The sequence below is a fragment of the Geodermatophilus sp. SYSU D00697 genome (assembly GCF_054050175.1).
Map to the genome: position 1 here is coordinate 1 of NZ_JBJGYV010000025.1, position 22244 is coordinate 22244.

17 protein-coding genes are annotated in these 22244 nt (G+C 73.6%); 10 read left to right on the forward strand and 7 right to left on the reverse strand.

Going from position 1 to position 22244, the window contains the following annotated elements; translation table 11 throughout:
* Positions 1–220 precede the first annotated feature (220 nt).
* Together ACI79C_RS18870 and ACI79C_RS18875 are read left to right on the forward strand one after the other, a co-directional pair.
* Positions 221–811, forward strand: coding sequence for a TetR/AcrR family transcriptional regulator (locus tag ACI79C_RS18870; RefSeq protein ID WP_456947219.1), 591 nt, complete (start codon positions 221–223; stop codon positions 809–811).
* Positions 812–817: 6 nt separating this feature from the next.
* Entirely contained in the window at positions 818–3046 is a 2229-nt protein-coding gene (locus ACI79C_RS18875) for an MMPL family transporter (protein ID WP_456947220.1), read from the forward strand.
* Positions 3047–3119: 73 nt separating this feature from the next.
* Here ACI79C_RS18875 and ACI79C_RS18880 read toward each other — a convergent pair whose 3' ends face one another.
* From ACI79C_RS18880 to ACI79C_RS18900, 5 genes are all read right to left on the reverse strand, one after another.
* Complete coding sequence (locus ACI79C_RS18880) at positions 3120–4622, reverse strand: mannitol dehydrogenase family protein (RefSeq protein WP_456947221.1); 1503 nt, start codon at positions 4620–4622, stop codon at positions 3120–3122.
* Between the two features lie 18 nt (positions 4623–4640).
* On the reverse strand, positions 4641–5753 hold the full coding sequence (locus tag ACI79C_RS18885) for an ABC transporter ATP-binding protein (protein ID WP_456947222.1): 1113 nt from the start codon (positions 5751–5753) through the stop codon (positions 4641–4643).
* 84 nt (positions 5754–5837) lie between these two features.
* Positions 5838–6731, reverse strand: a complete 894-nt coding sequence (locus tag ACI79C_RS18890) for a carbohydrate ABC transporter permease (protein WP_456947223.1) — start codon at positions 6729–6731, stop codon at positions 5838–5840.
* Positions 6728–7690 carry a carbohydrate ABC transporter permease gene (locus ACI79C_RS18895; RefSeq protein ID WP_456947224.1) on the reverse strand — a complete coding sequence of 321 codons (963 nt, stop codon included), beginning with the start codon at positions 7688–7690 and terminating at the stop codon, positions 6728–6730. The genes ACI79C_RS18890 and ACI79C_RS18895 overlap by 4 nt, the downstream gene beginning before the upstream one ends.
* Before the next feature lie 67 nt (positions 7691–7757).
* Complete coding sequence (locus ACI79C_RS18900) at positions 7758–9122, reverse strand: ABC transporter substrate-binding protein (protein ID WP_456947225.1); 1365 nt, start codon at positions 9120–9122, stop codon at positions 7758–7760.
* Between the two features lie 407 nt (positions 9123–9529).
* On the opposite strand from ACI79C_RS18900, the gene ACI79C_RS18905 reads away from it, so the two are divergent.
* From ACI79C_RS18905 to ACI79C_RS18930, 6 genes are all read left to right on the forward strand, one after another.
* A complete protein-coding gene (locus ACI79C_RS18905; protein ID WP_456947226.1) occupies positions 9530–10492 on the forward strand; it encodes an MBL fold metallo-hydrolase in 963 nt (320 codons plus the stop codon).
* Positions 10493–10500: 8 nt separating this feature from the next.
* Entirely contained in the window at positions 10501–12153 is a 1653-nt protein-coding gene (locus ACI79C_RS18910) for an FAD-dependent monooxygenase (protein WP_456947227.1), read from the forward strand.
* Between the two features lie 10 nt (positions 12154–12163).
* A complete protein-coding gene (locus tag ACI79C_RS18915; protein WP_456947228.1) occupies positions 12164–13369 on the forward strand; it encodes a cupin domain-containing protein in 1206 nt (401 codons plus the stop codon).
* Positions 13366–14562, forward strand: coding sequence for a fumarylacetoacetase (gene fahA / locus ACI79C_RS18920; protein WP_456947229.1), 1197 nt, complete (start codon positions 13366–13368; stop codon positions 14560–14562). Before ACI79C_RS18915 ends, fahA begins: the two co-directional genes overlap by 4 nt.
* A 90-nt stretch (positions 14563–14652) precedes the next feature.
* Positions 14653–16074, forward strand: coding sequence for an aldehyde dehydrogenase family protein (locus ACI79C_RS18925; protein ID WP_456947230.1), 1422 nt, complete (start codon positions 14653–14655; stop codon positions 16072–16074).
* Between the two features lie 127 nt (positions 16075–16201).
* Positions 16202–16894, forward strand: a complete 693-nt coding sequence (locus tag ACI79C_RS18930; protein WP_456947231.1) for an IclR family transcriptional regulator — start codon at positions 16202–16204, stop codon at positions 16892–16894.
* 65 nt (positions 16895–16959) lie between these two features.
* Here the strand turns inward: ACI79C_RS18930 and ACI79C_RS18935 are convergent, their stop codons facing one another.
* Together ACI79C_RS18935 and ACI79C_RS18940 are read right to left on the reverse strand one after the other, a co-directional pair.
* Positions 16960–18222 (reverse strand): MFS transporter, encoded by a 1263-nt coding sequence (locus ACI79C_RS18935; RefSeq protein ID WP_456947232.1) that lies wholly within the window; start codon positions 18220–18222, stop codon positions 16960–16962.
* A gap of 98 nt (positions 18223–18320) precedes the next feature.
* On the reverse strand, positions 18321–18656 hold the full coding sequence (locus tag ACI79C_RS18940; protein ID WP_456947233.1) for a hypothetical protein: 336 nt from the start codon (positions 18654–18656) through the stop codon (positions 18321–18323).
* A 146-nt stretch (positions 18657–18802) separates the two neighbouring features.
* Between ACI79C_RS18940 and ACI79C_RS18945 the strand changes: the two genes are divergently transcribed.
* Positions 18803–20761, forward strand: coding sequence for a primary-amine oxidase (locus ACI79C_RS18945; RefSeq protein WP_456947234.1), 1959 nt, complete (start codon positions 18803–18805; stop codon positions 20759–20761).
* On the forward strand, positions 20754–22220 hold the full coding sequence (locus ACI79C_RS18950) for an APC family permease (protein ID WP_456947235.1): 1467 nt from the start codon (positions 20754–20756) through the stop codon (positions 22218–22220). Before ACI79C_RS18945 ends, ACI79C_RS18950 begins: the two co-directional genes overlap by 8 nt.
* Positions 22221–22244: the final 24 nt, after the last annotated feature.

Consider the following 22244-nt stretch of genomic DNA (forward strand, 5'->3'; position numbering starts at 1 on the left):
CACCCGCGGCAAGGTCATCACCTCCCGCTGGCTGGACCCCAGCCACGGCGGCCTCAACCTCGGCTTCCCGCAGAACGCCTGAGGACGGCCGGCGCCGGCGAGACACGCCTCCGCCGGCGCCGGTCCCGGGTGCGTCCGGCCTGAGGGCTGTGGCCGACCGCACCCACCGTTTCGGTCGGTCCACCGACCGAAACGGTCGGTCGGGACCTACGCTGGTCCCGTGGCCCGGCCGTTCCGACAGCAGATCGACGAGGGCATCCTCGACCGGGCGGCCGCTCTGTTCGCCCGCCGCGGCTTCGCGAAGACGTCGGTGCAGGACATCGCCGACGCGGTCGGCCTGTCCAAGGCGGGTCTGCTGCACCACTTCCCCACCAAGGACGCCCTGCACGAGGCCGTGCTGGAGCAGGCCGCCACCTTCGGGCACCGGGTGCTCGACCAGGTGGGCGACCTGCCGCCGGGACCCGAACGCGACCGGTACGCCCTGGAGGTCCTGCTCGACGTCGCCCTGGCCCACCCCGGGCTGGTCGCGCTGATGCTCGCGCCGGCGACGCAGCTGGGCGCCGCCGACCCCGAGCGCGCCGTCACCGACCTCGTCCTCCAGGCCTTCGGCGTCGACCCCGAGACCGCGGAGACGCCCCGGCTCGTGCGGGTCGTCGGCGCGCTCGCCGCGCTGGCCGTCCTGACCCTGGCCGCGCACTCCGAGGACCGGATCACCGCGTGGCGGCAGCACATCGTCGCCACGTGCTTCGACGCGCTCGGCCACCGCCATCCCGGCGCCGCACGTACCGAACCCCACCAGGTGGAGGCCTGATCCCGCATGGCTGTCCTGTTGTCCCGACTCGGCGCCTTCTCGCACCGGCGCCGAACGATCGTGGTCCTCGTCTGGCTGGTCGTCCTCGTGGGAGGCGGCGCGGGCGCGGCCACCCTGGCCGGTGAGACCTCGAGCAGCTTCTCCATCCCCGGGCAGGAGTCGACCACCGCCCTCGAGCGGATCAGCGAGGAGTTCGGCGCGAGCGGGGGCGCCACGGCCCGGGTGGTGGTGGCGGCCCCGGACGGTCAGACGCTGACCACCCCGGCGAACGCGGCGGCCGTCGGCGAGCTGGTCGGCGAGCTCGCGCAGCTGCCGGGCGTGGCGTCGGCCAGCAACCCGATCGACCCCGCCGCGCCGGCGGTGAACCGGGACCAGACCACCGCCTACAGCACGGTGACCTACGCCGCCGCGCCCGGCGAGGTGACCCCGGCCGAGCAGGACGCCCTGCTGGCCGCCGTGGAGGACGGCCGCGACGGCGGGCTCACCGTCGAGGTCACCGGCGAGGCCGTCCAGGAGCCGCCGCACGTCGGTGGCCCCGCCGAGGCGATCGGTGTCGTCGTCGCCCTCGTCGTCCTGGCCGTGACCTACGGCTCCCTGGTCGTCGCCGGGATGAACCTGCTCACCGCCGTCGTCGGTGTCGGCATCGGCGTCCTGGGCGTCACCATCGCGACCGGCTTCACCGAGCTGTCCTCGACCACGCCGATCCTGGCGGCGATGCTCGGCCTCGCGGTCGGCATCGACTACGCGCTGTTCATCGTCACCCGGTACCGGCAGGAGCTGCGGCACGGGGCCGGGGTCGGCACCGCGATCGCCACGGCCGTGGGCACCGCCGGCTCGGCGGTGGTCACCGCCGGCCTCACCGTCGTGATCGCCCTCGCCGGCCTGTTCGTCGTCGGCATCCCCTTCCTGACGCAGATGGGGGTGGCCGCGGCCGCCACCATCGTCGCCGCCGTCCTCGTCGCCCTGACCCTGGTGCCGGCCGTGCTCGGCTTCCTGGGCCTCAGGGTGCTGCCCCGCACGCAGCGCGCCGCCCTGGCGCAGGGCTCCCGGCACGGCGCGCACGCGGCAGCGGAGCAGCCCCGGCACCCGGCGCACGCGCGCAGCCGGCGCGGCTTCCTCACCGGCTGGGCCACCACGGTCACCCGCCGCCGGGTCGCCTCCCTGCTCCTGACGGTGGTGGCCCTGGGCGCCATCGCCGTCCCGTTCTTCTCCATGCAGACGACGCTGGTGCAGACGCCGCCCGAGGACAGCACGGCGGCGCGGGCCCAGCAGCTGCTCGCCGACGGCTTCGGCGCCGGCTTCAACGGGCCCATCACGATCCTCTTCGAGGGCGACCGTGCGGCCGAGGCGGCAGCACGGGTCAGCGGGGACGTCACCGGGCTGGACGACGTCGCCCTGGTCACCCCGCCGGTCCCCAACGCCGACGACAGCGCGGCCCTGCTCACCGTCATCCCCGGGTCCGGGCCGACCGACGCCGCCACCGAGAACCTGGTCACCGACCTGCGCACCGAGCTCGCCGGACTGGAGGGGGTCGAGGCCTCCGTCACCGGCGCGACCGCGGTCAGCGTCGACGTGGCCCAGGCCCTCGACGAGGCGCTGCCGGTCTACCTCGTCCTGGTCGTGGGCCTGGCGCTGGTGCTGCTGGTGCTGGTCTTCCGGTCGCTGCTGGTCCCGCTGGTCGGCGTGCTGGGCTTCCTGCTCACCGTCGGTGCCTCCCTCGGCGCCACGGTGGCGGTGTTCCAGTGGGGCTGGCTGGCCGACGTGGTCAACCTCGAGGGCACCGGCCCGCTGATCAGCCTCACGCCGATCCTGGTGATCGGCATCCTGTTCGGGCTGGCCATGGACTACCAGATCTTCCTGGTGTCCCGGATGCACGAGGCGCACAGCCACGGCGCCGCGCCGCTGGAGGCCATCCGCACCGGCTTCCGGCAGGCGGCCCCGGTCGTCGTCGCCGCGGCGCTGATCATGTTCTCGGTGTTCGCCGGCTTCGTCCCGGCCGGGGACGCGACCATCAAGTCGATCGCCTTCGCGCTGGCGATGGGCATCCTCTTCGACGCCTTCGTCGTCCGCATGGTGCTCGTGCCCGCGGCACTGGCCCTGCTCGGCCGGCGGGCCTGGTGGCTCCCCCGCTGGCTGGGCTGGCTGCCCGTGCTCGACGTCGAGGGTGCCGCCCTGGAGAAGGCCGCCCCCACCCGCACCGAGCAGCACGAGCCGGTCGGCGCCGGGGCGCGCTGACCGCCCCTCCCGACCGACCCGCGGCGCGGCCCGCCTCCCCGGAGGCGGGCCGCGCCGGCGTGCGGCCGCCGACCTAGGGGGACGGCGTCGGCAGGGCGTTCCCGACCAGGGCCTCGAGGGTGGCCCGCGCCCCGCGCTCGTGGAGGGAGGTCAGGGCGGCGAGGTAGGCGGCGGTGAACCGCTCGTCGTCCACCAGGTCGCCGAACAGGTCCCGGTCGGCGATGAAGGCCAGCGGCTCCCCGCGCTGCCGGCGGGCGTTGGCCATCAACTGCTCGCGCCGCCGGTCGACCACGTCGATCGGCGCGCCCTGCTCGTCGACCCCCTCGGCGTACCGGGCCCACCCGGCGACGACCGCGGCCGAACGCCGGATCTCCCCGCCGGTGGCCAGGTTCTCCCTGACCACCGGGAGCAGCCACTTCGGCAACCGCTCGGAGCCGTCGAAGGCCAGTCGTGCGAGCGTGTCGCGGATGTGCGGGTTGGAGAAGCGGGCGATCAGGTCGCGCCGGTAGTGGTCGAGGTCGATCCCGGGGACCGGACGGAGGGTCGGCGTCGCCTCCTCCTCCATGTAGCCGAGCAGCAACCGGGCGAACAGCGGGTCCTGCGCGGTCTCGTGGACCAGCCGGTGGCCGGCCAGGTGGCCGAGGTAGGCCAGCGCCTGGTGGCTGGCGTTGAGCAGCCGCAGCTTCATCAGCTCGTAGGGCTCGACGTCGTCCACGACCTGGACGCCGGCGTCCTCCAGCGGCGGGCGCCCCAGGCCGAACCGGTCCTCGAGGACCCACTGGGTGAAGGGTTCGCACACGACCGGCCACCGGTCCTCGATGCCGAACCGCCGGGCGACCTCGGCCCGGTCCGCGTCCGTGGTCGCGGGGGTGATGCGGTCGACCATCGAGTTCGGGAAGGACACCTCCCGCTCGACCCAGGCGCCCAGGTCGGGGTCGCGCAGCGTGGCGAAGGCGGCGAAGGTCCGCCGGGCGACGTCCCCGTTGTGCTGGATGTTGTCGCAGGACACGACGGTGAACGGCGCCAGCCCGCGGTCCCGGCGGCGGACCAGCGCCTCGGTGACCAGACCGAACGACGACCTCAGCGCGGCGCCGGGCCGCAGGTCCGCGACCACGTCGGGGGCCGTCGCGTCGAACTCCCCGGTCACGGCGGAGATGTTGTAGCCACCCTCGGTCACCGTCAGGGTCACGACCCGCGTCGTCTCGGCGGCCATCTTCTCGACCACCGCGTCCGGGTCGTCGGGTGCGAGCAGGTACTCGACGATCGAGCCGATCACCCGCGGCTCGTAGGTGCCGTCCGCGTGCTTGACCACGAGGGTGTAGAGGCAGTCCTGGGCCGCCATCGCCTCGGCGATCCCGCGGTCGCCCGGCAGCACCCCGACGCCGCAGATGCCCCAGTCCTCCGCGCCGCCCCGCTGGAGGAGGTGGTCGACGTAGACGGCCTGGTGGGACCGGTGGAAGGCCCCCACGCCCAGGTGCACGATCCCGGGCCGGACCCGGGACCGGTCGTAGGTCGGCACGGGCACGGCCCCGGCCAGGGCCGGCAGCGACCCCGCGGTCAGCGGCGGCACGGTCATCCCTCCCGTGGACGGCGGTCAGCCGGGCAGGCGCCGGCCGGTGGTCGGGGAGAAGAGGTGCTCCTTCCCCGGCTGGATGCGCAGGTGCACCCGCTCCCCCTTCGCGGGCGGGCGGCCGGGGTCCACCCGGGCGACGATGTCCTCGTTGATCTCACCGGCGTCCTGGGCCAGCTCGGGCAGCCGCCCGTGCAGGAACGCGTCGGAGCCGAGCTCCTCCACCACGGCCACCTCGACCGGGAAGGCACCGGCCTCGGACTCCGCGACCAGGTCGAGGGACTCCGGCCGGAAGCCGACGACGACGCCGTCGGCCCCCTCGGCGGAGAGCGCGCTCAGGGTGGCCGTGGACAGCGGGATGCGGGCGCGCCCGAGGACGGCGTGCCCGTCCTCGATCCCGAACTCGGCGATGTTCATGCCCGGGGACCCGATGAAACCGGCGACGAAGACGTTGGCCGGCTCCTGGTAGAGCCGCAGCGGGGTGTCGCACTGTTCCAGGAGGCCGGCCCGCAGCACCGCCACCCGGTCCCCCATCGTCATCGCCTCGACCTGGTCGTGGGTCACGTAGACGGTGGTCGTGCCCAGGCGGCGCTGCAGGGCGGCGATCTGGGTCCGGGTCTGCACCCGCAGCTTGGCGTCGAGGTTGGACAGCGGCTCGTCCATGAGGAAGACCTGCGGCTGGCGCACGATGGCCCGGCCCATGGCCACGCGCTGGCGCTGGCCGCCGGAGAGCGCCTTGGGCTTGCGGTCGAGGAACGGCTCCAGGTCCAGGATCTTGGCCGCCTCGGCGACCCGGGCGCCGATCTCGTCCTTGCCCTTGCCGGCGAGCTTGAGCGCGAACCCCATGTTGTCCGCCACGGTCATGTGCGGGTAGAGCGCGTAGCTCTGGAAGACCATGGCGATGTCCCGGTCCTTGGGCTTGACGTGCGTGACGTCCCGGTCGCCGATGCGGATGCTGCCCCGGTCGACGTCCTCCAGGCCGGCGAGCATCCGCAGGCTCGTGGACTTGCCGCAGCCGGACGGGCCGACCAGGACGAGGAACTCGCCGTCGGCGATCTGCAGGTCCAGCGCGTCGACCGCGGGCTTCTCCGCGCCCGGGTAGATGCGGCTCGCCTTGTCGTAGGTGACGGAGGCCATGGGGTTCTCCTCGCTGGGTCCGGGGACGTCAGGTCTGGGGGTGGACGACCTCCACCGACCGGGGGTCGCGCCGGCCGGCGGTCCTCACTTCACGGCGCCCAGCGACAGGCCCTGGACCAGCTTGTCCTGGGCGGCGAAGCCGGCGACGAGGACGGGCAGCGACACGACGAAGGCCGCCGCGCACATCTGGGCCAGGAACAGTCCCTGGCTGGTCACGAACCCGGTCAGGTACACCGGCGCGGTCTGCGCCACCGTCCCGGTGAGGGTCCTGGCCAGCAGCAGTTCGTTCCAGCTGAAGATGAAGCAGATCAGCGAGGTGGCGGCGATGCCCGGCAGGACGATCGGGGTCACCACCTGGCGGAGGGTCCGCAGCAGCCCCGCGCCGTCCATCGCGGCGGCCTCGAGGATCTCGACGGGGACCTCGGCGAGGAACGACCGCATCATCCAGACGGCGATCGGCAGGTTCATCGAGGTGTACAGGACGATGAGCAGCCAGATGTTGTCGAGCAGCCCGCTCCACTGCGCGAACAGGTAGATGGGCAGGATGCCGGCGACCACCGGCAGCATCCGGGTGGACAGGAAGAAGAACATCACGTCGGTCCACTTGCGCACCGGCCGGATCGACAGCGCGTAGGCGGCCGGGATGGCCAGCAGCAGCACGAGGACCGTGGAGACGACGCTCGCGGTCAGCGAGTTGAGCAGCGAGGGCCAGGGGTTCGCGCCGGTGCCGAGGCCGAAGAACGTCCGGTAGCCCTCCAGGGTCAGCGGCGCGAGGACCGCGGGCGGGTTGGTGGCGGCGGCCTCCTCGCTGTGGAAGGACGTCAACACCATCCAGAGCACGGGGACCACGAACAGGAACCCGATCACCCAGGCGACCAGACCGAGGACCAGCCCGCCGCGTGGCTTGCGCGGCCGGCGGGGTGCCCCCTCGGGCGTGCGGGTGGCGGCGACCGGGGCGACGTCGGTGACCGAGCTCATCGCACGTTCTCCTCCTGGAACAGCGTCGACACCGTCCGCAGCGCCAGGGTGGCGATGACGATCGTGCCGATCACGGTGATGACCCCTGCCGCCGAGGCCCGGCCGTAGTCATGGGCTGTGTAGAAGACCTGGTAGATGGTGTAGGGCAGGTTCGCGGTGCCCAGGCCCCCCGAGGTGATGACGAAGACCGCGTCGAAGACCTGCACGATGTAGATCGCCCCGAGCAGCGCGCCCAGCTCCAGGTAGCGCCGGAGGTGCGGGAAGGTCATGTAGCGGAAGATCTGCCAGCTGCTGGCACCGTCGATCCGGGCCGCCTCGATGACGTCCATCGGCCGGCTCTGCAGCCCCGCCAGCAGGATCAGCATCATGAACGGCGTCCACTGCCAGATGAGGGCGACCTCCACCGCCACCAGGGGCGCCGTGGTGATCCAGTCCGGCTGCGGTGGGGAGTCGGAGCCGAACAGCCCCCAGATCCAGGTCAGCGTGCCGTTGAGCAGGCCGTACTCGGGGTTGAACAGCGCGTGCTTCCACAGCAGCGCGGCGGCGACGGGGACGACGAGGAACGGCGTGATCATCATCGTCCGGACGACGCCCCGCCCGCGGAACTCACGGTCCAGCAGCAGCGCGATGAGCATGCCGAGCACCAGGCTCACCAGGACGACCACCACGGTGAGCTGGATCGTGACGAGGATCGCGTCCCGCGTGGTGACGTCGGTGAGCACGTCGGCGTAGTTGCTGAAGCCGGTGAAGCCGCGCTCGTCCGGGTAGTAGGCGTTCCAGTCCATGAACGAGATGACCAGCGTGCCCACGAAGGGCAACTGGGTCACCACGATCATGAAGACCAGCGCGGGCAGAAGCGGGGCCCGCCGCGCCCAGTCGGCCGAGCGGCGCAGCGCTCCGCCCGGTGGGGGCGGTGGCGTGCCGACGTCGTCGCGGTTGCGCTCGAGGGTGGTGCTCATGGCCGCTCCTCCCGGTCGGGGGAAGGTCCGGGGAGCGCGGGGCCGGTCCTCCCCGGCGGGGTGCGGGTCACCCGGTCCGCTCCTGGTAGCGCTGGGCGACGTCCTCGGCGAGCTCCTGGCCCCGGTCGAGGGCCTGGTCGACGGTCATGCGGCCGGCGATCGCCGAGCTGACGTCCTGGGAGACCTGCGTGGCGAGGTCGGGGAACTCCGGGATGCCCACGAACTGGATCCCGGGCGCCGGGCGCTCCTGCACGCCCGGGTTGTTCGGGTCCGCGGCCTCGATCGCCGCCAGGGTGGGCGCGGCGAACGCGGAGGCCTCGGCGAGGTAGTCCGGGTTGGCGTAGGTCGACGCCCGCTTGCCGGCGGGGACCTCCGACCAGCCGAGCTCCTCGCCGACGAGTTCCTCGTACTCGCGGCTGGACGCCCAGGAGATGAACTCCCAGGCCGCGTCGTGCTTCGTGCTCGCCTCCTGGATGGCCCACGACCACGCGTACAGCCAGCCCGAGCTGGCGGTCTCGACCACCGGCGCCGCGACGTAACCCATCTTGCCCCTGACGGGCGAGTCGGCGGCCTCGAGGGACCCGGCGGCCGAGGTCGCGTCGTACCACATGGCGGCGTTGCCCTGGACCACGTTGTTCAGGCACTCGGTGAAGCCGGCCTGCGGTGCACCGGTCTGGCCGTACTCGCGGACGAGGTCCACGTAGAACTGGGTGGCCTCGCGGAACCCCTCACCGTTGACCTCGGGCTGCCAGTCCGCGGTGAACCACGTGCCGCCGAAGGTGTTGACCACGGTGGTGAGCGGGGCGAACACCTGGCCCCAGCCGGGCTGGCCGCGCAGGCAGATCCCGGCCATCCCGGGCTGGGTGCCGTCGACGGCTGCCGCGATGTCGGCGACCTCCTGCCACGTCGGCCGTTCCGGCATCTGGATGCCGGCGGCCTCCAGCACGTCGGTGCGGTACATGAGGAAGGAGGACTCGCCGTAGAACGGCTCGCCGTACAGCCGGCCGTCATCGCCGGTGAGCGAGGTGGTGAGCGGCCCGAGGACGTCGTCCTGGTCGAAGTCGGCGTCGGCCGCGACGTAGTCGTCGAGCGGGGCGATCCACCCGCTGCGGGCGTAGATGGGGATCTCGAAGTTGCTGACCGTGGCGACGTCGTACTGCCCGGCCTGGCTGGAGAACTCCTGGCTGATCTTGTCCCGGACGTCGTTCTCCGGCAGGACGGTGTAGTTCACCGTGATGCCGGTCTCGGCGGTGAAGTGCTCGGCGGTCAGCTGCTGCAGGTCGATCATCTGCGGGTTGTTGACCATCAGCACGTCGATGGTGTCGGGACCGCCCCCCGAGGGACCTCCGCCCCAGCCGGCGCACCCGCCGACCCCCACCGCCACGACGCCCGCCATCGCGGCGGCGAGCACGGGCTCTCCACGTCTGCGCACGATCTCGTCCTCTCGTGGCCAGCACGGAACGGACTGCTCAGATGAGCACGCGCATCTCCAACCAGTGTGAACTCGATCACACCGTGTGCGCGCACCGGCGTCAAGAGCAGGAGACCGCACCCATGCCGCGGCCCGCATCGGCCTCGCCGTCACCGGGGCGCTCGCCGCAGCGGCCCGGGCGGCCGCGGTGCTGTCCCGGGCGAGTCGGTGCTGCGACCGGCCTTCGATGCCGTCGCGGCACACCTCGTCCCGGCGCTCGCCGTGGTGGCCGCGAGCGCGGCGGGCCTCTGGGCGGCGTTCCCTGCGCCACGGTCGGGGCTTGTGTCGGCCACCACAACGACGTAGCCTCGTAGTCGATAAGCGGATGACACGTCCGATTATGGAACACACCGAGGGAGACCCCGCCCATGGCCGCCAAGCCCTTCGCCTCCTCCGCCGACCTCGGCGTGAAGGAGCAGACCCTCGAGGTGCTCGCCGACGGCGTGTACGCGCTCACCGCGGAAGGCGACCCCAACCTCGGCGCGATCGAGGGCGAGGACTTCCTCGTCTGCTTCGAGGCGCTGGCCACGCCGGTCGCCGCGCGCCGCTGGCTGGCCAAGCTCCGCGAGCACACCGACAAGCCGGTCCGGTACCTGGTGCTGTCGCACTACCACGCCGTCCGCGTGCTGGGCGCCAGCGCGTTCGACGCCGAGGTGATCGTCAGCTCCGAGCAGACCAAGCACCTCATCGAGGAGCGCGGCCAGCAGGACTGGGAGAGCGAGTTCGGCCGGATGCCCCGGCTGTTCGAGGAGCCGGAGTCCATCCCCGGTCTGACCTGGCCGACGCTGACCTTCCGCGACAAGCTCACCATCGAGCTGGGCGGGGACCGTGGCGAGCTGGTGCTCGAGTTCCTGGGCCGCGGGCACACCGAGGGCGACATCGTGGCCTGGCTGCCCAAGCAGGAGATCGTCTTCGCCGGGGACCTGGTGGAGTCGCAGGCCGCCCTCTACACCGGCGACGCGTTCCACTTCGACTGGGCGGCCGGCACCCTCGACCGGGTCAAGGCCCTGGGCGCCCAGCAGCTGGTCGGCGGCCGCGGCGCCATCGCCCGCGGCCGCGACCAGGTGGACGCCGCGATCGAGCAGACCCGCGACTTCCTGCTCACCATGCAGCGCACCGTCGGCGAGGCGCACCGCTCCGGCGGCACCCTCAGGGACGCCTTCGCCGCCACCCACGAGGCCCTGGCCCCGAAGTACGGCAAGTGGCCGATCTTCGAGCACTGCCTCCCCTTCGACGTCCAGCGGCTGTGGGACGAGTTCTCCGGCATCGAGCGCCCCGTCATCTGGACCGCCGAGCGCGACCGCCAGGTCTGGGACGAGCTGCAGGGATGAGGCCCCCGATGACTCCCGACCTGCCCGTGCTGGTCGTGGGCGCCGGCCCGGTCGGCCAGACCGCCGCGCTGCTGCTGGCCCGCTGGGGGCTGCGGGTCGTCGTCCTCGACGGTCGCCCCGAGCGGGACGCGATCGGCAGCAAGGCCATCTGCCAGCAGCGCGACGTCCTCGACGTCTGGGACGCCGTCGGCGTCGGCGCCGAGGTCGCCCGCCGCGGCGTCACCTGGACGACGGCGCGCACCTTCCACCACGACACCGAGCTGTTCAGCTTCCAGTTCGCCGACCGCGGACGGTCCCCGTTCCCGCCGTTCGTGAACATCTCCCAGTGCGAGACCGAGCAGCTGCTCGACGCGCGCATCGCCGAGCAGCCCCTCATCGAGGTGCGCTGGGGCTCCCGGGTCGTCGGCGTCGCGCAGGACGCCGACGGCGTGACCCTCACCTGCGCGACCGCGGACGGCGACGTGGAGGTCCGCGGGTCCTACGCGGTCGCCTGCCCCGGGCCGCGCAGCGACGAGCTCCGGTCGGCCCTCGGGCTCACCTTCGAGGGCGAGACCTTCGAGGACTACTTCCTCATCTGCGACATCCGCACCGACCTGCCCGGCTGGGAGACCGAGCGCCGCTTCTACTTCGACCCGGAGTGGAACCCGGGCCGCCAGGTGCTCATCCACCCCTGCCCGGACTCCACCTTCCGCATCGACTGGCAGGTGCCGCCGGACTTCGACCTCGCCGCCGAGGAGGCCTCGGGCGGGCTGGACCGGCGGATCCGCCAGGTCATCGGCGAGCGCGACTACGAGATCGTGTGGAAGTCGGTCTACCGGTTCCACTCCCGCGTGGTCGACCGCATGCGGGTCGGTCGGGTGCTCGTCGCCGGCGACGCGGCGCACCTGGTCTCCCCGTTCGGCGCACGCGGGCTCAACTCCGGGGTGCTCGACGCCGAGAACGCCGCCTGGAAGATCGCCTTCGTGCTCCGCGGGTGGGCGACGGACTCGCTGCTGGACAGCTACCACGACGAGCGGCACGCCGCGGCCCTGGAGAACATCGAGGTCACCGGCGCGACCATGCGGTTCCTCGTGCCCGGCAGCGACGAGGAGGCCCGGCACCGGTCCGACGTCCTGGAGCGGGCCGCGACCGACCCGGCCGCCCGGGCGCAGGTGGACTCCGGCCGGCTCGCCGAGCCGTTCTGGTACGTCGACTCCCCGCTGACCACGCCCGACCCGTCCCGCCCGTTCCCCGGCCGGCCGGCGCGCGGTGACGTCCCCGTCCCGGCACCCGGCGTCCTCGTGCCCGACTGCCCGGTCACCGTGCCGGGCCGACCGGACGTCGTCCGGCTGCGCCAGCTCGCCCGCGAGGGGGTCACCGTGCTGGTCGGGGACGACGCGGAGGCGCCGGCCCTGCCCGACCTCGGCGGCCTGCCCGTGGCGGTGCACCGGATCCGCGACCTCGACCCCGGGCCGACGCTGCGCGAGGCGCTCGGCGCCCGGCCCGACGAGATCTGGGTGCTGCGGCCCGACGGGCACGTCGCCGCCGTCCTCACCCGCGCGGCCGACCTCGCCCCCGCGGTGGCCCGGCTGCTCACCCGTCCTCAGGAGGACCCCCGTGCCCCCCGTCACTCGCAGGCTCGCGGCGGGACCCTGCACGGGAGCCTCGAGACCGTCCACTAGGAGGTACCCCATGGCGTTCTACCGGCAGGTGGGCAGCGTCCCGCCCAAGCGGCACACCCAGCACCGCCGTCCCGACGGCGGCCTGTACTACGAGGAGCTGGTCGGGGAGGAGGGCTTCTCCTCGGACTCCTCGCTGCTCTACCACTCCGGCGTGCCCTCGGCGATCGTCGACGCCCGCCCCTGGCAGCTGCCCGACCAGACGCTGACCCCGAACGCGCCCCTGGTGCCCCGGCACCTGAGGTTGCACGACCTGTTCCCCGGTGAGGAGCACAAGGCCACCGACCCCGTCTGCGGCCGGCGACTGGTGCTGGGCAACGCCGACGTCCGCATCTCCTACGCCGTCTCGAGCCTGACCTCCCCCTACTACCGCAACGCGACCGGCGACGAGTGCGTCTACGTCGAGCGCGGCGCCGCGACGGTGGAGACCGTCTTCGGCGCACTCGAGGTGGGCCAGGGCGACTACGTGGTCATCCCGCGGACCACCACCCACCGGTGGATCCCCACCGGGGACGAGCCGCTGCGCACGTACGCGATCGAGGCCAACTCCCACATCGCGCCGCCCAAGCGGTACCTGAGCAGGTACGGGCAGTTCCTCGAGCACGCCCCCTACTGCGAGCGCGACCTGCGCGGCCCGGCCGAGCCGCTGCTGGGCGAGGGCAGCGACGTCGAGGTCTACGTCAAGCACCGCGGTCCCGGCCCCGGCGGGCTGGCCGGCACGGTCCACGTCGTCCCGGAGCACCCCTTCGACGTGGTCGGCTGGGACGGGCACCTCTACCCGTACGCGTTCAACATCGCCGACTTCGAGCCGATCACCGGCCGGGTGCACCAGCCCCCGCCGGTGCACCAGGTGTTCGAGGGCAACAACTTCGTGATCTGCAACTTCGTGCCGCGCAAGGTCGACTACCACCCGCTGGCGGTGCCGGTGCCCTACTACCACTCCAACGTCGACTCCGACGAGATCATGTTCTACGTCGACGGCGACTACGAGGCCCGCAAGGGCTCGGGCATCGGCAAGGGCTCGATCTCGGTGCACCCCGGCGGGCACTCCCACGGCCCCCAGCCCGGCGCGGTCGAGCGCTCCCTCGGGGTGGAGTACTTCGACGAGACCGCCGTCATGGTCGACACCTTCCGCCCGCTGGACCTCGGCGAGGCCGGCCTGGCCGCCGACGACGGGAAGTACGCCTGGACCTGGTCGGGCCGGGGGCCCTCGGCATGACGAGCTGGCTGGACCTCCCGCCCGGCACCGGCTTCGGCGTGGACAACCTGCCCTACGGCGTCTTCTCCACCCCCGGCACCACACCGCGGACCGGGGTCGCCATCGGCGAGCACGTGCTCGACCTGGCCGCGGCCACCGGGGACGACGGGCACGCCACCGGCTCGCTCAACGCCTTCATGGCCTGCGGGCCGCAGGCGTGGGCGGACCTGCGGGCACGGCTGACCGCGTGGTTCACCGACGAGGCGCACCGGGCGGCGATCGAACCGCACCTGCTGCCCCGGTCGGAGGTGACGCTGCACCTGCCGGTCGAGGTCGCCGACTACGTCGACTTCTACAGCTCCCAGCACCACGCGGAGAACCTCGGGAAGATGTTCCGCCCCGACTCCGCGGCGCTCACGCCGAACTGGAAGCACCTGCCGATCGGCTACCACGGCCGCGCCGGCACCGTGGCCGTCTCGGGCACCCCCGTCGTCCGGCCGAACGGGCAGCGCAAGACACCGGCCGACGACGCGCCCACCTTCGGCCCCTCCCAGCGGCTGGACATCGAGGCCGAGGTCGGCTTCGTCGTCGGGACGCCGTCGGAGCTCGGCCGGCCGGTGCCGCTGGCCGACTTCCCGGAGCACGTCTTCGGGGTGTGCCTGGTCAACGACTGGTCCGCCCGCGACCTCCAGTCCTGGGAGTACGTGCCGCTGGGACCGTTCCTCGGCAAGTCGTTCCTGACCTCGGTCTCACCGTGGGTGGTCCCGCTGGCGGCGTTCGAGGCGGCGCGGGTCGCGCCGGAGCGCGACGTCCCGCTGCTGCCCTACCTCGACGACGCCGGTGTGCCCTGGGGCCTCGACATCCGCCTCGAGGTGCGGCTCAACGGGCAGCTGGTCAGCTGCCCCCCGTTCGACCTCATGTACTGGACGCCCGCCCAGCAGCTGGCGCACATGACGGTCAACGGCGCGTCCCTGCGCACCGGCGACCTGTTCGCCTCGGGCACCGTCTCCGGGCCGGCCGAGGACCAGCGCGGCTCGTTCATCGAGCTCTCCTGGGGCGGCACGGAGCCGCTGACCCTCGCCGACGGCACCACGCGCACGTTCCTGGAGGACGGCGACGAGGTGACCATCACCGCCACCGCGCCCGGGACCGGCGGCGGCCGCATCTCCCTGGGCGAGGTGTCCGGCCGGGTCGAACCGGCACCCGCGCTCTGAGCCCCTCTCCCCGTCCGCCGGCGCCCCGCCGGCGTTCTCGTCGACCCCTGCTGGAGGACCTCGTTGACCACCCCCACCGTGTCCGCGCCCGTGACGACCACGCCGGAGACGCCCACCTACGACCGCCTGCTGGCCGCCGTCACCGACCCCGGCGGCCGTGAGGTGCGCGACCCGGCGACGGGCGAGGTCGTCGGCCGCGCTCCGGTGCGCTCCGTCGAGGACCTCGACGCCGCCGTGGCCGCCGCGCGCGCCGCGCAGCCGGCGTGGGCTGCCCGCCCCGACGCCGAGCGCATCGGCCTGCTGCTGCGCGCGGCCGACGCGGTCGAGGCGGCGGCCGAGCCGCTCGCGGAGCTGCTCTCCCGCGAGCAGGGCAAGCCGCTCAACGGCCCCAACGCCCGCTTCGAGGTCGGCGCCTGCGCCGCCTGGCTGCGCGCCACCGCCGCGACCGAGCTGCCCGTCGAGGTCGTCGTGGACGACGGCGAGACCCGCGCCGAGCTGCACCACCGGCCGGTGGGCGTGGTCGGCGCGATCGGCCCGTGGAACTGGCCGATGATGATCACCGTCTGGCAGGTCGCCCCCGCCCTGCGGATGGGCAACACCGTCGTGGTCAAGCCCTCGGAGTACACCCCGCTCTCCGTGCTGGCCCTGGTCGAGGTGCTGAACGGCGTGCTGCCCGCCGACGTGCTCACCGTCGTCGCCGGCGACCGCGAGGTGGGCGCGCGCCTGTCGACCCACCCCGACGTCGACAAGATCGCGTTCACCGGCTCCACCGCGACCGGCCAGGCCATCATCCGGAGCTCCGCCGACACGGTGAAGCGGCTGACCCTCGAGCTCGGCGGCAACGACGCCGGCATCGTGCTGCCCGACGTCGACCCGCGCGCGATCGCCGAGGGCCTGTTCTGGGGCGCCTTCATCAACACCGGCCAGACGTGCGCGGCGCTCAAGCGCCTGTACGTGCACAGCGACGTCTACGACGAGGTCTGCGACGCCCTGGTCGAGGTCGCGCGGGCCATGCCCATGGGCCGTGGCCTCGACGAGCAGAACGTGCTCGGGCCGCTGCAGAACCGCGCGCAGTACGACGTCGTCACCCGCCTGGTCGACGCCGCGCGTGAGGCCGGCGCGAAGATCCTCCTCGGCGGCGACCCCGACCCCGACGCCCCGGGCCACTTCTACCCGACGACGATCGTGGCCGACATCGACGACGACAACCCGCTGGTGGCCGAGGAGCAGTTCGGTCCGGCGCTGCCGATCGTGCGCTACGAGGACGTCGACTCCGCGGTCGCGATGGCCAACCGGCTCGACGTCGGGCTGGGCGCCTCGGTGTGGAGCAGCGACCGGGACGCCGCGCGCGCCGTGGCCGCCCGCCTCGAGGCCGGCACCGTCTGGATCAACGCCCACGGCGGCGTGCACCCGATGATCCCCTTCGGCGGGCACAAGAGGTCCGGGTACGGGCTGGAGTTCGGCGTCGAGGGCCTCAAGGCGGTCGCCGTTCCGCAGGTCATCAACGGCTGACGGCACCGACGACGCGGCACCGCCCCGGCCCCGACCTCGCCCGGGGCCGGGGCGGTGCCGCGTCGGGCCGGACCCCCGCCGAGGGCGACCGTAGGGTGGGACCGGAGGGGTCACGGGAGGGACGGCGATGGTGGCAGACGACGGCGGGGGCACGCCGCAGTCACAGACGCTCGACCGCGGCATCCGGATCCTGGAGCACCTGGCCGCCGTCGGGACGCCGCAGCCGATCGCCGAGATCGGGCAGGCGCTGGGACTGCACCGGTCGATCACCTACCGGCTGCTGCGCACGCTGGAGGCCCACCAGCTCGTCGAGCGCAACGCCGTCGGGCACTTCTCGCTCGGGCTCGGGATGGCCGCGCTCGCCCGGGGCGTGCGGACCGGCCTGCAGGCCGCCGCCCTCCCCCGGCTCAACGACCTCGTGGCCGAGCTGGGCATGACCGCGTTCCTGGTCGTGCGGACCGGCGACGAGGCGGTCACCGTGACCAGCGTCGAGCCGCACGACTCCCCCGCGCACGTCACCTACCGGCCGGGCACCCGGCACCCCGTCGGGCGGGGCGCCCCCGGCCTCGCGCTGCTCATCCCCGAGCCGCCGTCCCCGGAGGACCGGCCGGAGCTCACCACCGCCCGGCACACCGGCTTCGCGACCTCCCGGGGCGAGGTGATCCCCGGCATGCACTCGGTCGCCGCGCCGGTGCTGGGGCCCGACGGCGGGGCCCGCGCCGCGCTCGCCGTGGTCTACGTCGACGACACGATCGACGTGGAGCGGGTCGGTCGAGCCGTGGCGGCCGCCGCCGCGAAGGTCGCCGCCGCCCTCCGCTGACCGTCGGGCCGGCACCGGGGTCCGCCGTCGAGCGGCGGGGCACCGACGACCCCGACCGACCAGGGTCACAGGCCTCCCGGGTCCTGCCGATCCCTCCCCGGCGCGCCGAGCGGCCTCTCCAGCCGCCGGTAGGCCAGCCCGCCGAGCAGGGCCAGGACGGCGAGACAGGCCAACGTCGCCGGACGCCCCGCCCACGAGGCCACGGCCGCGTCGGCCGCGACCGCCAGGGGCGGGCCCACGAGCTGGCCGATGCTCGAGCCCTGCATCAGCAGGCCCACGGCCGCCCCCGCCGACGAGGTGCCGGCGGACATCGCCGCCACGCCGCTGAAGGCGGCGGCCGGCACGAGGCCGGCGGTCGCGGAGAAGGCCAGGGCCGCGGCGATGCGCGCCCACAACGGCAGTCCGGCGTCCAGGACCCCCCACACGGTCACCGCCATGCACGCGCTGCCGCCCACGAGCAGCCACGGGCGGCGCACCCCACGGTGGAGCAGGACGGCACCGAGCACGTTGCCGGGGGCGTTCACCAGGAAGACCAGGGCGCTCACCAGCCCCGCGGACGCCAGCGACAGCCCGCCGTCGGCGACGAGCACAGCGGGCAGCAGCCCGACGACTGCGAGGTACTGCCCGGCGTAGAGCCCGAAGACCGCCGCGAGGCACAGGACCCCCGGCGAGCGGACCGCTCGCGCCAGACCACCGACGGCACGCTGACGGGCACCGGTCGCAGGCACCCACCGGGCCACGGCGAGCAGGACGCAGGCGGACAGGCCCGCGTCGACGAGCCAGGTGCCCCGCCACCCCACCAGCGCGACCCCACCGGGAACGAGCAGCGTGGCCAGCCCGGCACCCACGGGCATGTACGCACCCCAGGCACCCACGACCAGCCGGCGGCGCTCCGGGGCGGAGACCTCGGGCAGCACGGCGGGCGCGGCGAGGACGACGAGGACCAGCCCCAGCCCCTCGGCGGCCCGGGCGGTCAGCAGCCACGCGCCGGACGGGACGACCGCCCCTCCGGCACTGGCGAGCACGATGGCGAGCAACCCGAGCAGGACCTGACGGCGGAACCCGATCGCCTGCCCGAGCCACCCCAGGACGGCGCCCAGCACGGCCCCGATGGCGCTGACCAGGGACAGGAACCACGCCGCCGCAGCGGTGCTGAGGCCGAACTCGTCCTGGAGCACGGGCAGCGCGGCGGACGCCTTGCCGATCTGCGCCGCGGCGACCACCCCGGCGGCCATCAGGCTCAGCACGGCCGCCCACCGGGTCGTCTCCCCGGGACCCGGCCCGGCGATCGCCCCTCCCGGCGTGGACCGGCCCGATCGCAGCGCCACCGCCCCACCCCCCGTGCCCGGACCCGGCCCTCCTCTGTACCGGACGGATGGGCGGAGCGCCGTGCCGGGGGGTCACCCGCGACGCGGGCGAGGACCGGTCACCGCACCGTCCGAGGGATCCGGGCACCGAGCACCAGCGCCCACAGGGCCAGCGCGAGCCCGCAGGCGGCGACCGCGACCATCGCCGCGCCCACCACCGACGACGTCGCGCCGTGCGCACCCGCGCCGTGCCCGCCCGTGACCCAGGGGTGGGCGACGAGCATGGCCGCCGACACGACGGCCATCTGCACCCAGGTCCGCCGACGGGGCAGCAGCGCGAGGTGCAGGGCGCACGGCAGGCAGGCCATCCCCATTCCCGCGAGCACGAGCAGGCGCTCCGGAGGGGCCGCCGCGCTCCCGGCCAGGGCCAGGACGTGCAGCCCCGCGGACGTCACCGCCACGAGCACCGCGCACCAGCGCACCGGCGCGAACCGACGTCCCGACTCCGCATGGAGAACAGGGGCTTCACATATCGAGACACCGGCTGTAACTTGGGTCACGCAGTCTTTCTACACCCGTAGAATCAAAACCGGGAGCCCCCATGGCAGCGGACACGACCGCCCCCCCGATCACCCACCCGCTCGAGCAGCTCACCGCGGCGGAGGTCACCACGGCCCGCGAGGTCCTCGAGGCCGCCGGCCTGGTCGCCGACTCGACGCGGTTCGTCTACGTCGGGCTGGAGGAGCCGGCCAAGTCGGCGCTGTACGCCGGCGACACCGTCCCCGACCGCCGGGTGCGGGTCCTGCTGCACGACGTCGCCCGGCCGGACGCGCGTGACGTCGTCGTCTCGGTGACCGAGCGGGAGATCGTCTCCGACCGGGCCCTCGACGCTGCCACCGACGGTCAGCTGCCGGTGCTGGACGAGGAGTTCGCACTGGTGGAGGAGGTCCTCGCGACCGACGAGCGGTGGCTGGCCGCACTGGCCGCGCGCGGCCTCGACGTCGCCGACGTCCGGGTGGCCCCGCTGTCGGCCGGTGTCTTCGAGTACCCGGAGGAGGAGGGGCGGCGGATCCTGCGCGGGCTGGCCTTCCGGCAGGACTCCCCCGAGGACCACGCCTGGGCGCACCCGATCGACGGGCTGGTGGCCTACGTCGACGTCATGGCCAAGACCGTCGACCGGGTCATCGACCTGGGCCCGGTGCCGGTCCCCGAGGAGCACGGCAACTTCACCGACCCCTCGCTCACCGGTCCGCTGCGGACCACGCAGAAGCCGATCGAGATCACCCAGCCCGAGGGCCCGAGCTTCACCCTCGAGGGCAACCTGCTCACCTGGGAGAAGTGGCAGTTGCGGGTGGGGTTCGACGCCCGCGAGGGGCTGACGCTGCACCAGATCGGCTTCGAGGACGGCGGCCGGCTGCGGCCGATCATCCACCGCGCCTCGATCGCCGAGATGGTCGTCCCCTACGCCGACCCCTCCCCCGTCCGGTCCTGGCAGAACTACTTCGACACCGGCGAGTACCTCGTCGGCCGCTACGCCAACGCCCTCGAGCTGGGCTGCGACTGCCTCGGCGACATCACCTACATGGACGCCGTCATCGCCGACGAGCGGGGCAACCCGCAGGTGCTCCGCAACGCGATCTGCATGCACGAGGAGGACTTCGGGATCCTCTGGAAGCACACCGACCTGTGGGCCGGCTCGGCCGAGACCCGCCGGCAGCGCCGCATGGTGATCAGCTTCTTCACCACGATCGGCAACTACGACTACGGCTTCTACTGGTACCTCTACCTCGACGGCACGATCGGGTTCGAGGTCAAGGCCACCGGCATCGTGTTCACCTCGGCCCACCCCGGCGGAGGTCACCCCTACGCGTCCCAGATCGCGCCCGGGCTCGGCGCCCCCTACCACCAGCACCTGTTCAGCGCCCGGCTGGACATGGCGCTCGACGGCCCCACCAACACCGTCGAGGAGCTGGACTTCGTCCGCGTCCCCATGGGGCCGGACAACCCCCGGGGCAACGCCTTCACCCAACGGCGGGCGACGCTGCGCCGCGAGTCCGAGGCCCAGCGGCTGGCCGACCAGTCGGTGGGCCGCGTCTGGCACATCAGCAACCCGAACAGCCGCAACCGCCTCGGCGAGCCGGTGGCCTACGCCCTCCTGCCCGAGGGGCAGCCGGTGCTGCTGGCCGACGAGGACAGCTCCATCTCCCGGCGGGCCGCCTTCGCCACCAAGCACCTCTGGGTGACCGCCTACGACCCGGCCGAGCGCTACGCCGCCGGCGACTTCGTCAACCAGCACAAGGGCGGCGCCGGCCTGCCGCAGTACGTGGCCGCCGACCGGGACGTCGAGGGCACCGACGTCGTCGTCTGGCACACCTTCGGCCTCACCCACGTCCCCCGGCCGGAGGACTGGCCGATCATGCCCGTGGACTACACGGGTTTCCGGCTCAAGCCGGTCGGGTTCTTCGACCGCAACCCCACCCTCGACGTGCCCCCGAACGCCAGCGCCCACTGCCAGTCGCGGACCGCCGGCTCCACCGAGGGCGGTTGCTGCCATGAGTGAGCGCCCCGCGGCCGCGCCCGCCACCGACACGGCCGCGCCCGCCACCGACACGGCCCCGCCTGCCGACGGGACCGGCAGGGGCCTGCGCGGCTCCATCGGCGTCGTCGGCATCGTCTTCCTGGTCGTCGCCGCGGCCGCGCCGCTCACCTCGATCGGCGGCGCCCTGCCGGTCATGCTCGCGATCGGCAACGGGCCGGGCAGCCCGATGGCCTACGTCGTGGCCGCCGTCGTCCTGCTGCTGTTCAGCGTCGGCTACGCGGCGATGAGCCGGCACGTCGTCGATGCCGGCGCCTTCTACGCCTACGTCAGCAAGGGGCTCGGCACGCCGGTGGGCGTCGGCGCCGCCGGGCTGGCCCTGCTCACCTACACCGCCATCCAGGCGGCGATCTACGGGCTGGCCGGCGCCACCGCGCAGGGTCTGGTCATCCAGTACGGCGGGCCGGACCTGCCGTGGTGGGTCTGGTCGCTGGTGCTCATGGCGGTCGTCGGCGTGCTGGGCTACCGGAACATCGACGTGGGGGCGAAGGTGCTCGGCGTCCTGCTGACCCTGGAGATCGGCGTCATCGCCGTCGTCGCCGTCGCGGTGCTGGCGCAGGGCGGTGCCGACGGGATCGACGTGCGGTCGTTCGCCCCGTCGGAGTTCTTCTCGGGCGCCCCCGGCATCAGCATCATGTTCGCGATCGCCTCGTTCATCGGCTTCGAGGCCACGGCGATCTACGGGGAAGAGGCGCGCAACCCGCGGCGGACGGTCCCCCTGGCCACGTACGTGGCGGTGGTCCTCATCGGCGGGTTCTACGCCCTGGCCAGCTGGGCGGTCGTCCTGGCGTTCGGCACCGACGGCGTGGTCGCTGCCGCCCGGGCCGACACCGCGGGGCTGGTCTTCTCCGCGACCGCCGAGTACCTCAGCCCCGCCGTCGCCGACGCGATGGTGGTCCTCCTGCTGACCAGCCTCTTCGCCGCGCTGCTCGCGTTCCACAACGCCATCTCGCGGTACCTGTTCGCGCTGGGCCGGCAGGGCATGGCGCCCGGCGGGCTCGGCCGGACGCACGCCCGCCACGCCTCCCCGCACGTCGGCTCGCTGGCGCAGACGGCGACGGCGTTCGTGGTGGTGGCCGTCTTCGCCGTGGCCGGCTCGGACCCGGTCCTGCAGCTGTTCACCTGGATGTCGGGCCTGGCGACGGTCAGCGTGCTGCTGCTGATGGTGCTCACGAGCGTGGCGGTGCTGGCCTTCTTCGCCCGCAGCCGGGTGGACCGCCGCGTCTGGCACACCCGCGTCGCCCCGGCGCTCGGCACGCTGGGCCTGCTGGGCATCGTCGGGCTGGTGCTGGCCAACTTCACCACGCTGATCAGCGGGGACGCCGTCCTCGCGACGGTGCTGCTGGTCGTCATCGCCGCCGCATTCGCGCTCGGCGTGGGCGTCGCCCTGGTGCGCCGGCCGCAGCCGGTCACCGACCGCTGATCCCGGCCCGGGCTGCCGTCCGCC

Excerpts from the sequence above, each read along its gene's own strand:
- ACI79C_RS18875 (WP_456947220.1), top strand. The coding sequence starts at position 818 with ATGGCTGTCCTGTTGTCCCGACTCGGCGCCTTCTCGCACCGGCGCCGA.
- ACI79C_RS18880 (WP_456947221.1), bottom strand. The coding sequence starts at position 4,622 with ATGACCGTGCCGCCGCTGACCGCGGGGTCGCTGCCGGCCCTGGCCGGG.
- ACI79C_RS18885 (WP_456947222.1), bottom strand. The coding sequence starts at position 5,753 with ATGGCCTCCGTCACCTACGACAAGGCGAGCCGCATCTACCCGGGCGCG.
- ACI79C_RS18890 (WP_456947223.1), bottom strand. The coding sequence starts at position 6,731 with ATGAGCTCGGTCACCGACGTCGCCCCGGTCGCCGCCACCCGCACGCCC.
- ACI79C_RS18895 (WP_456947224.1), bottom strand. The coding sequence starts at position 7,690 with ATGAGCACCACCCTCGAGCGCAACCGCGACGACGTCGGCACGCCACCG.
- ACI79C_RS18905 (WP_456947226.1), top strand. The coding sequence starts at position 9,530 with ATGGCCGCCAAGCCCTTCGCCTCCTCCGCCGACCTCGGCGTGAAGGAG.
- ACI79C_RS18910 (WP_456947227.1), top strand. The coding sequence starts at position 10,501 with ATGACTCCCGACCTGCCCGTGCTGGTCGTGGGCGCCGGCCCGGTCGGC.
- ACI79C_RS18915 (WP_456947228.1), top strand. The coding sequence starts at position 12,164 with ATGGCGTTCTACCGGCAGGTGGGCAGCGTCCCGCCCAAGCGGCACACC.
- fahA (WP_456947229.1), top strand. The coding sequence starts at position 13,366 with ATGACGAGCTGGCTGGACCTCCCGCCCGGCACCGGCTTCGGCGTGGAC.
- ACI79C_RS18930 (WP_456947231.1), top strand. The coding sequence starts at position 16,202 with ATGGTGGCAGACGACGGCGGGGGCACGCCGCAGTCACAGACGCTCGAC.
- ACI79C_RS18945 (WP_456947234.1), top strand. The coding sequence starts at position 18,803 with ATGGCAGCGGACACGACCGCCCCCCCGATCACCCACCCGCTCGAGCAG.
- ACI79C_RS18950 (WP_456947235.1), top strand. The coding sequence starts at position 20,754 with ATGAGTGAGCGCCCCGCGGCCGCGCCCGCCACCGACACGGCCGCGCCC.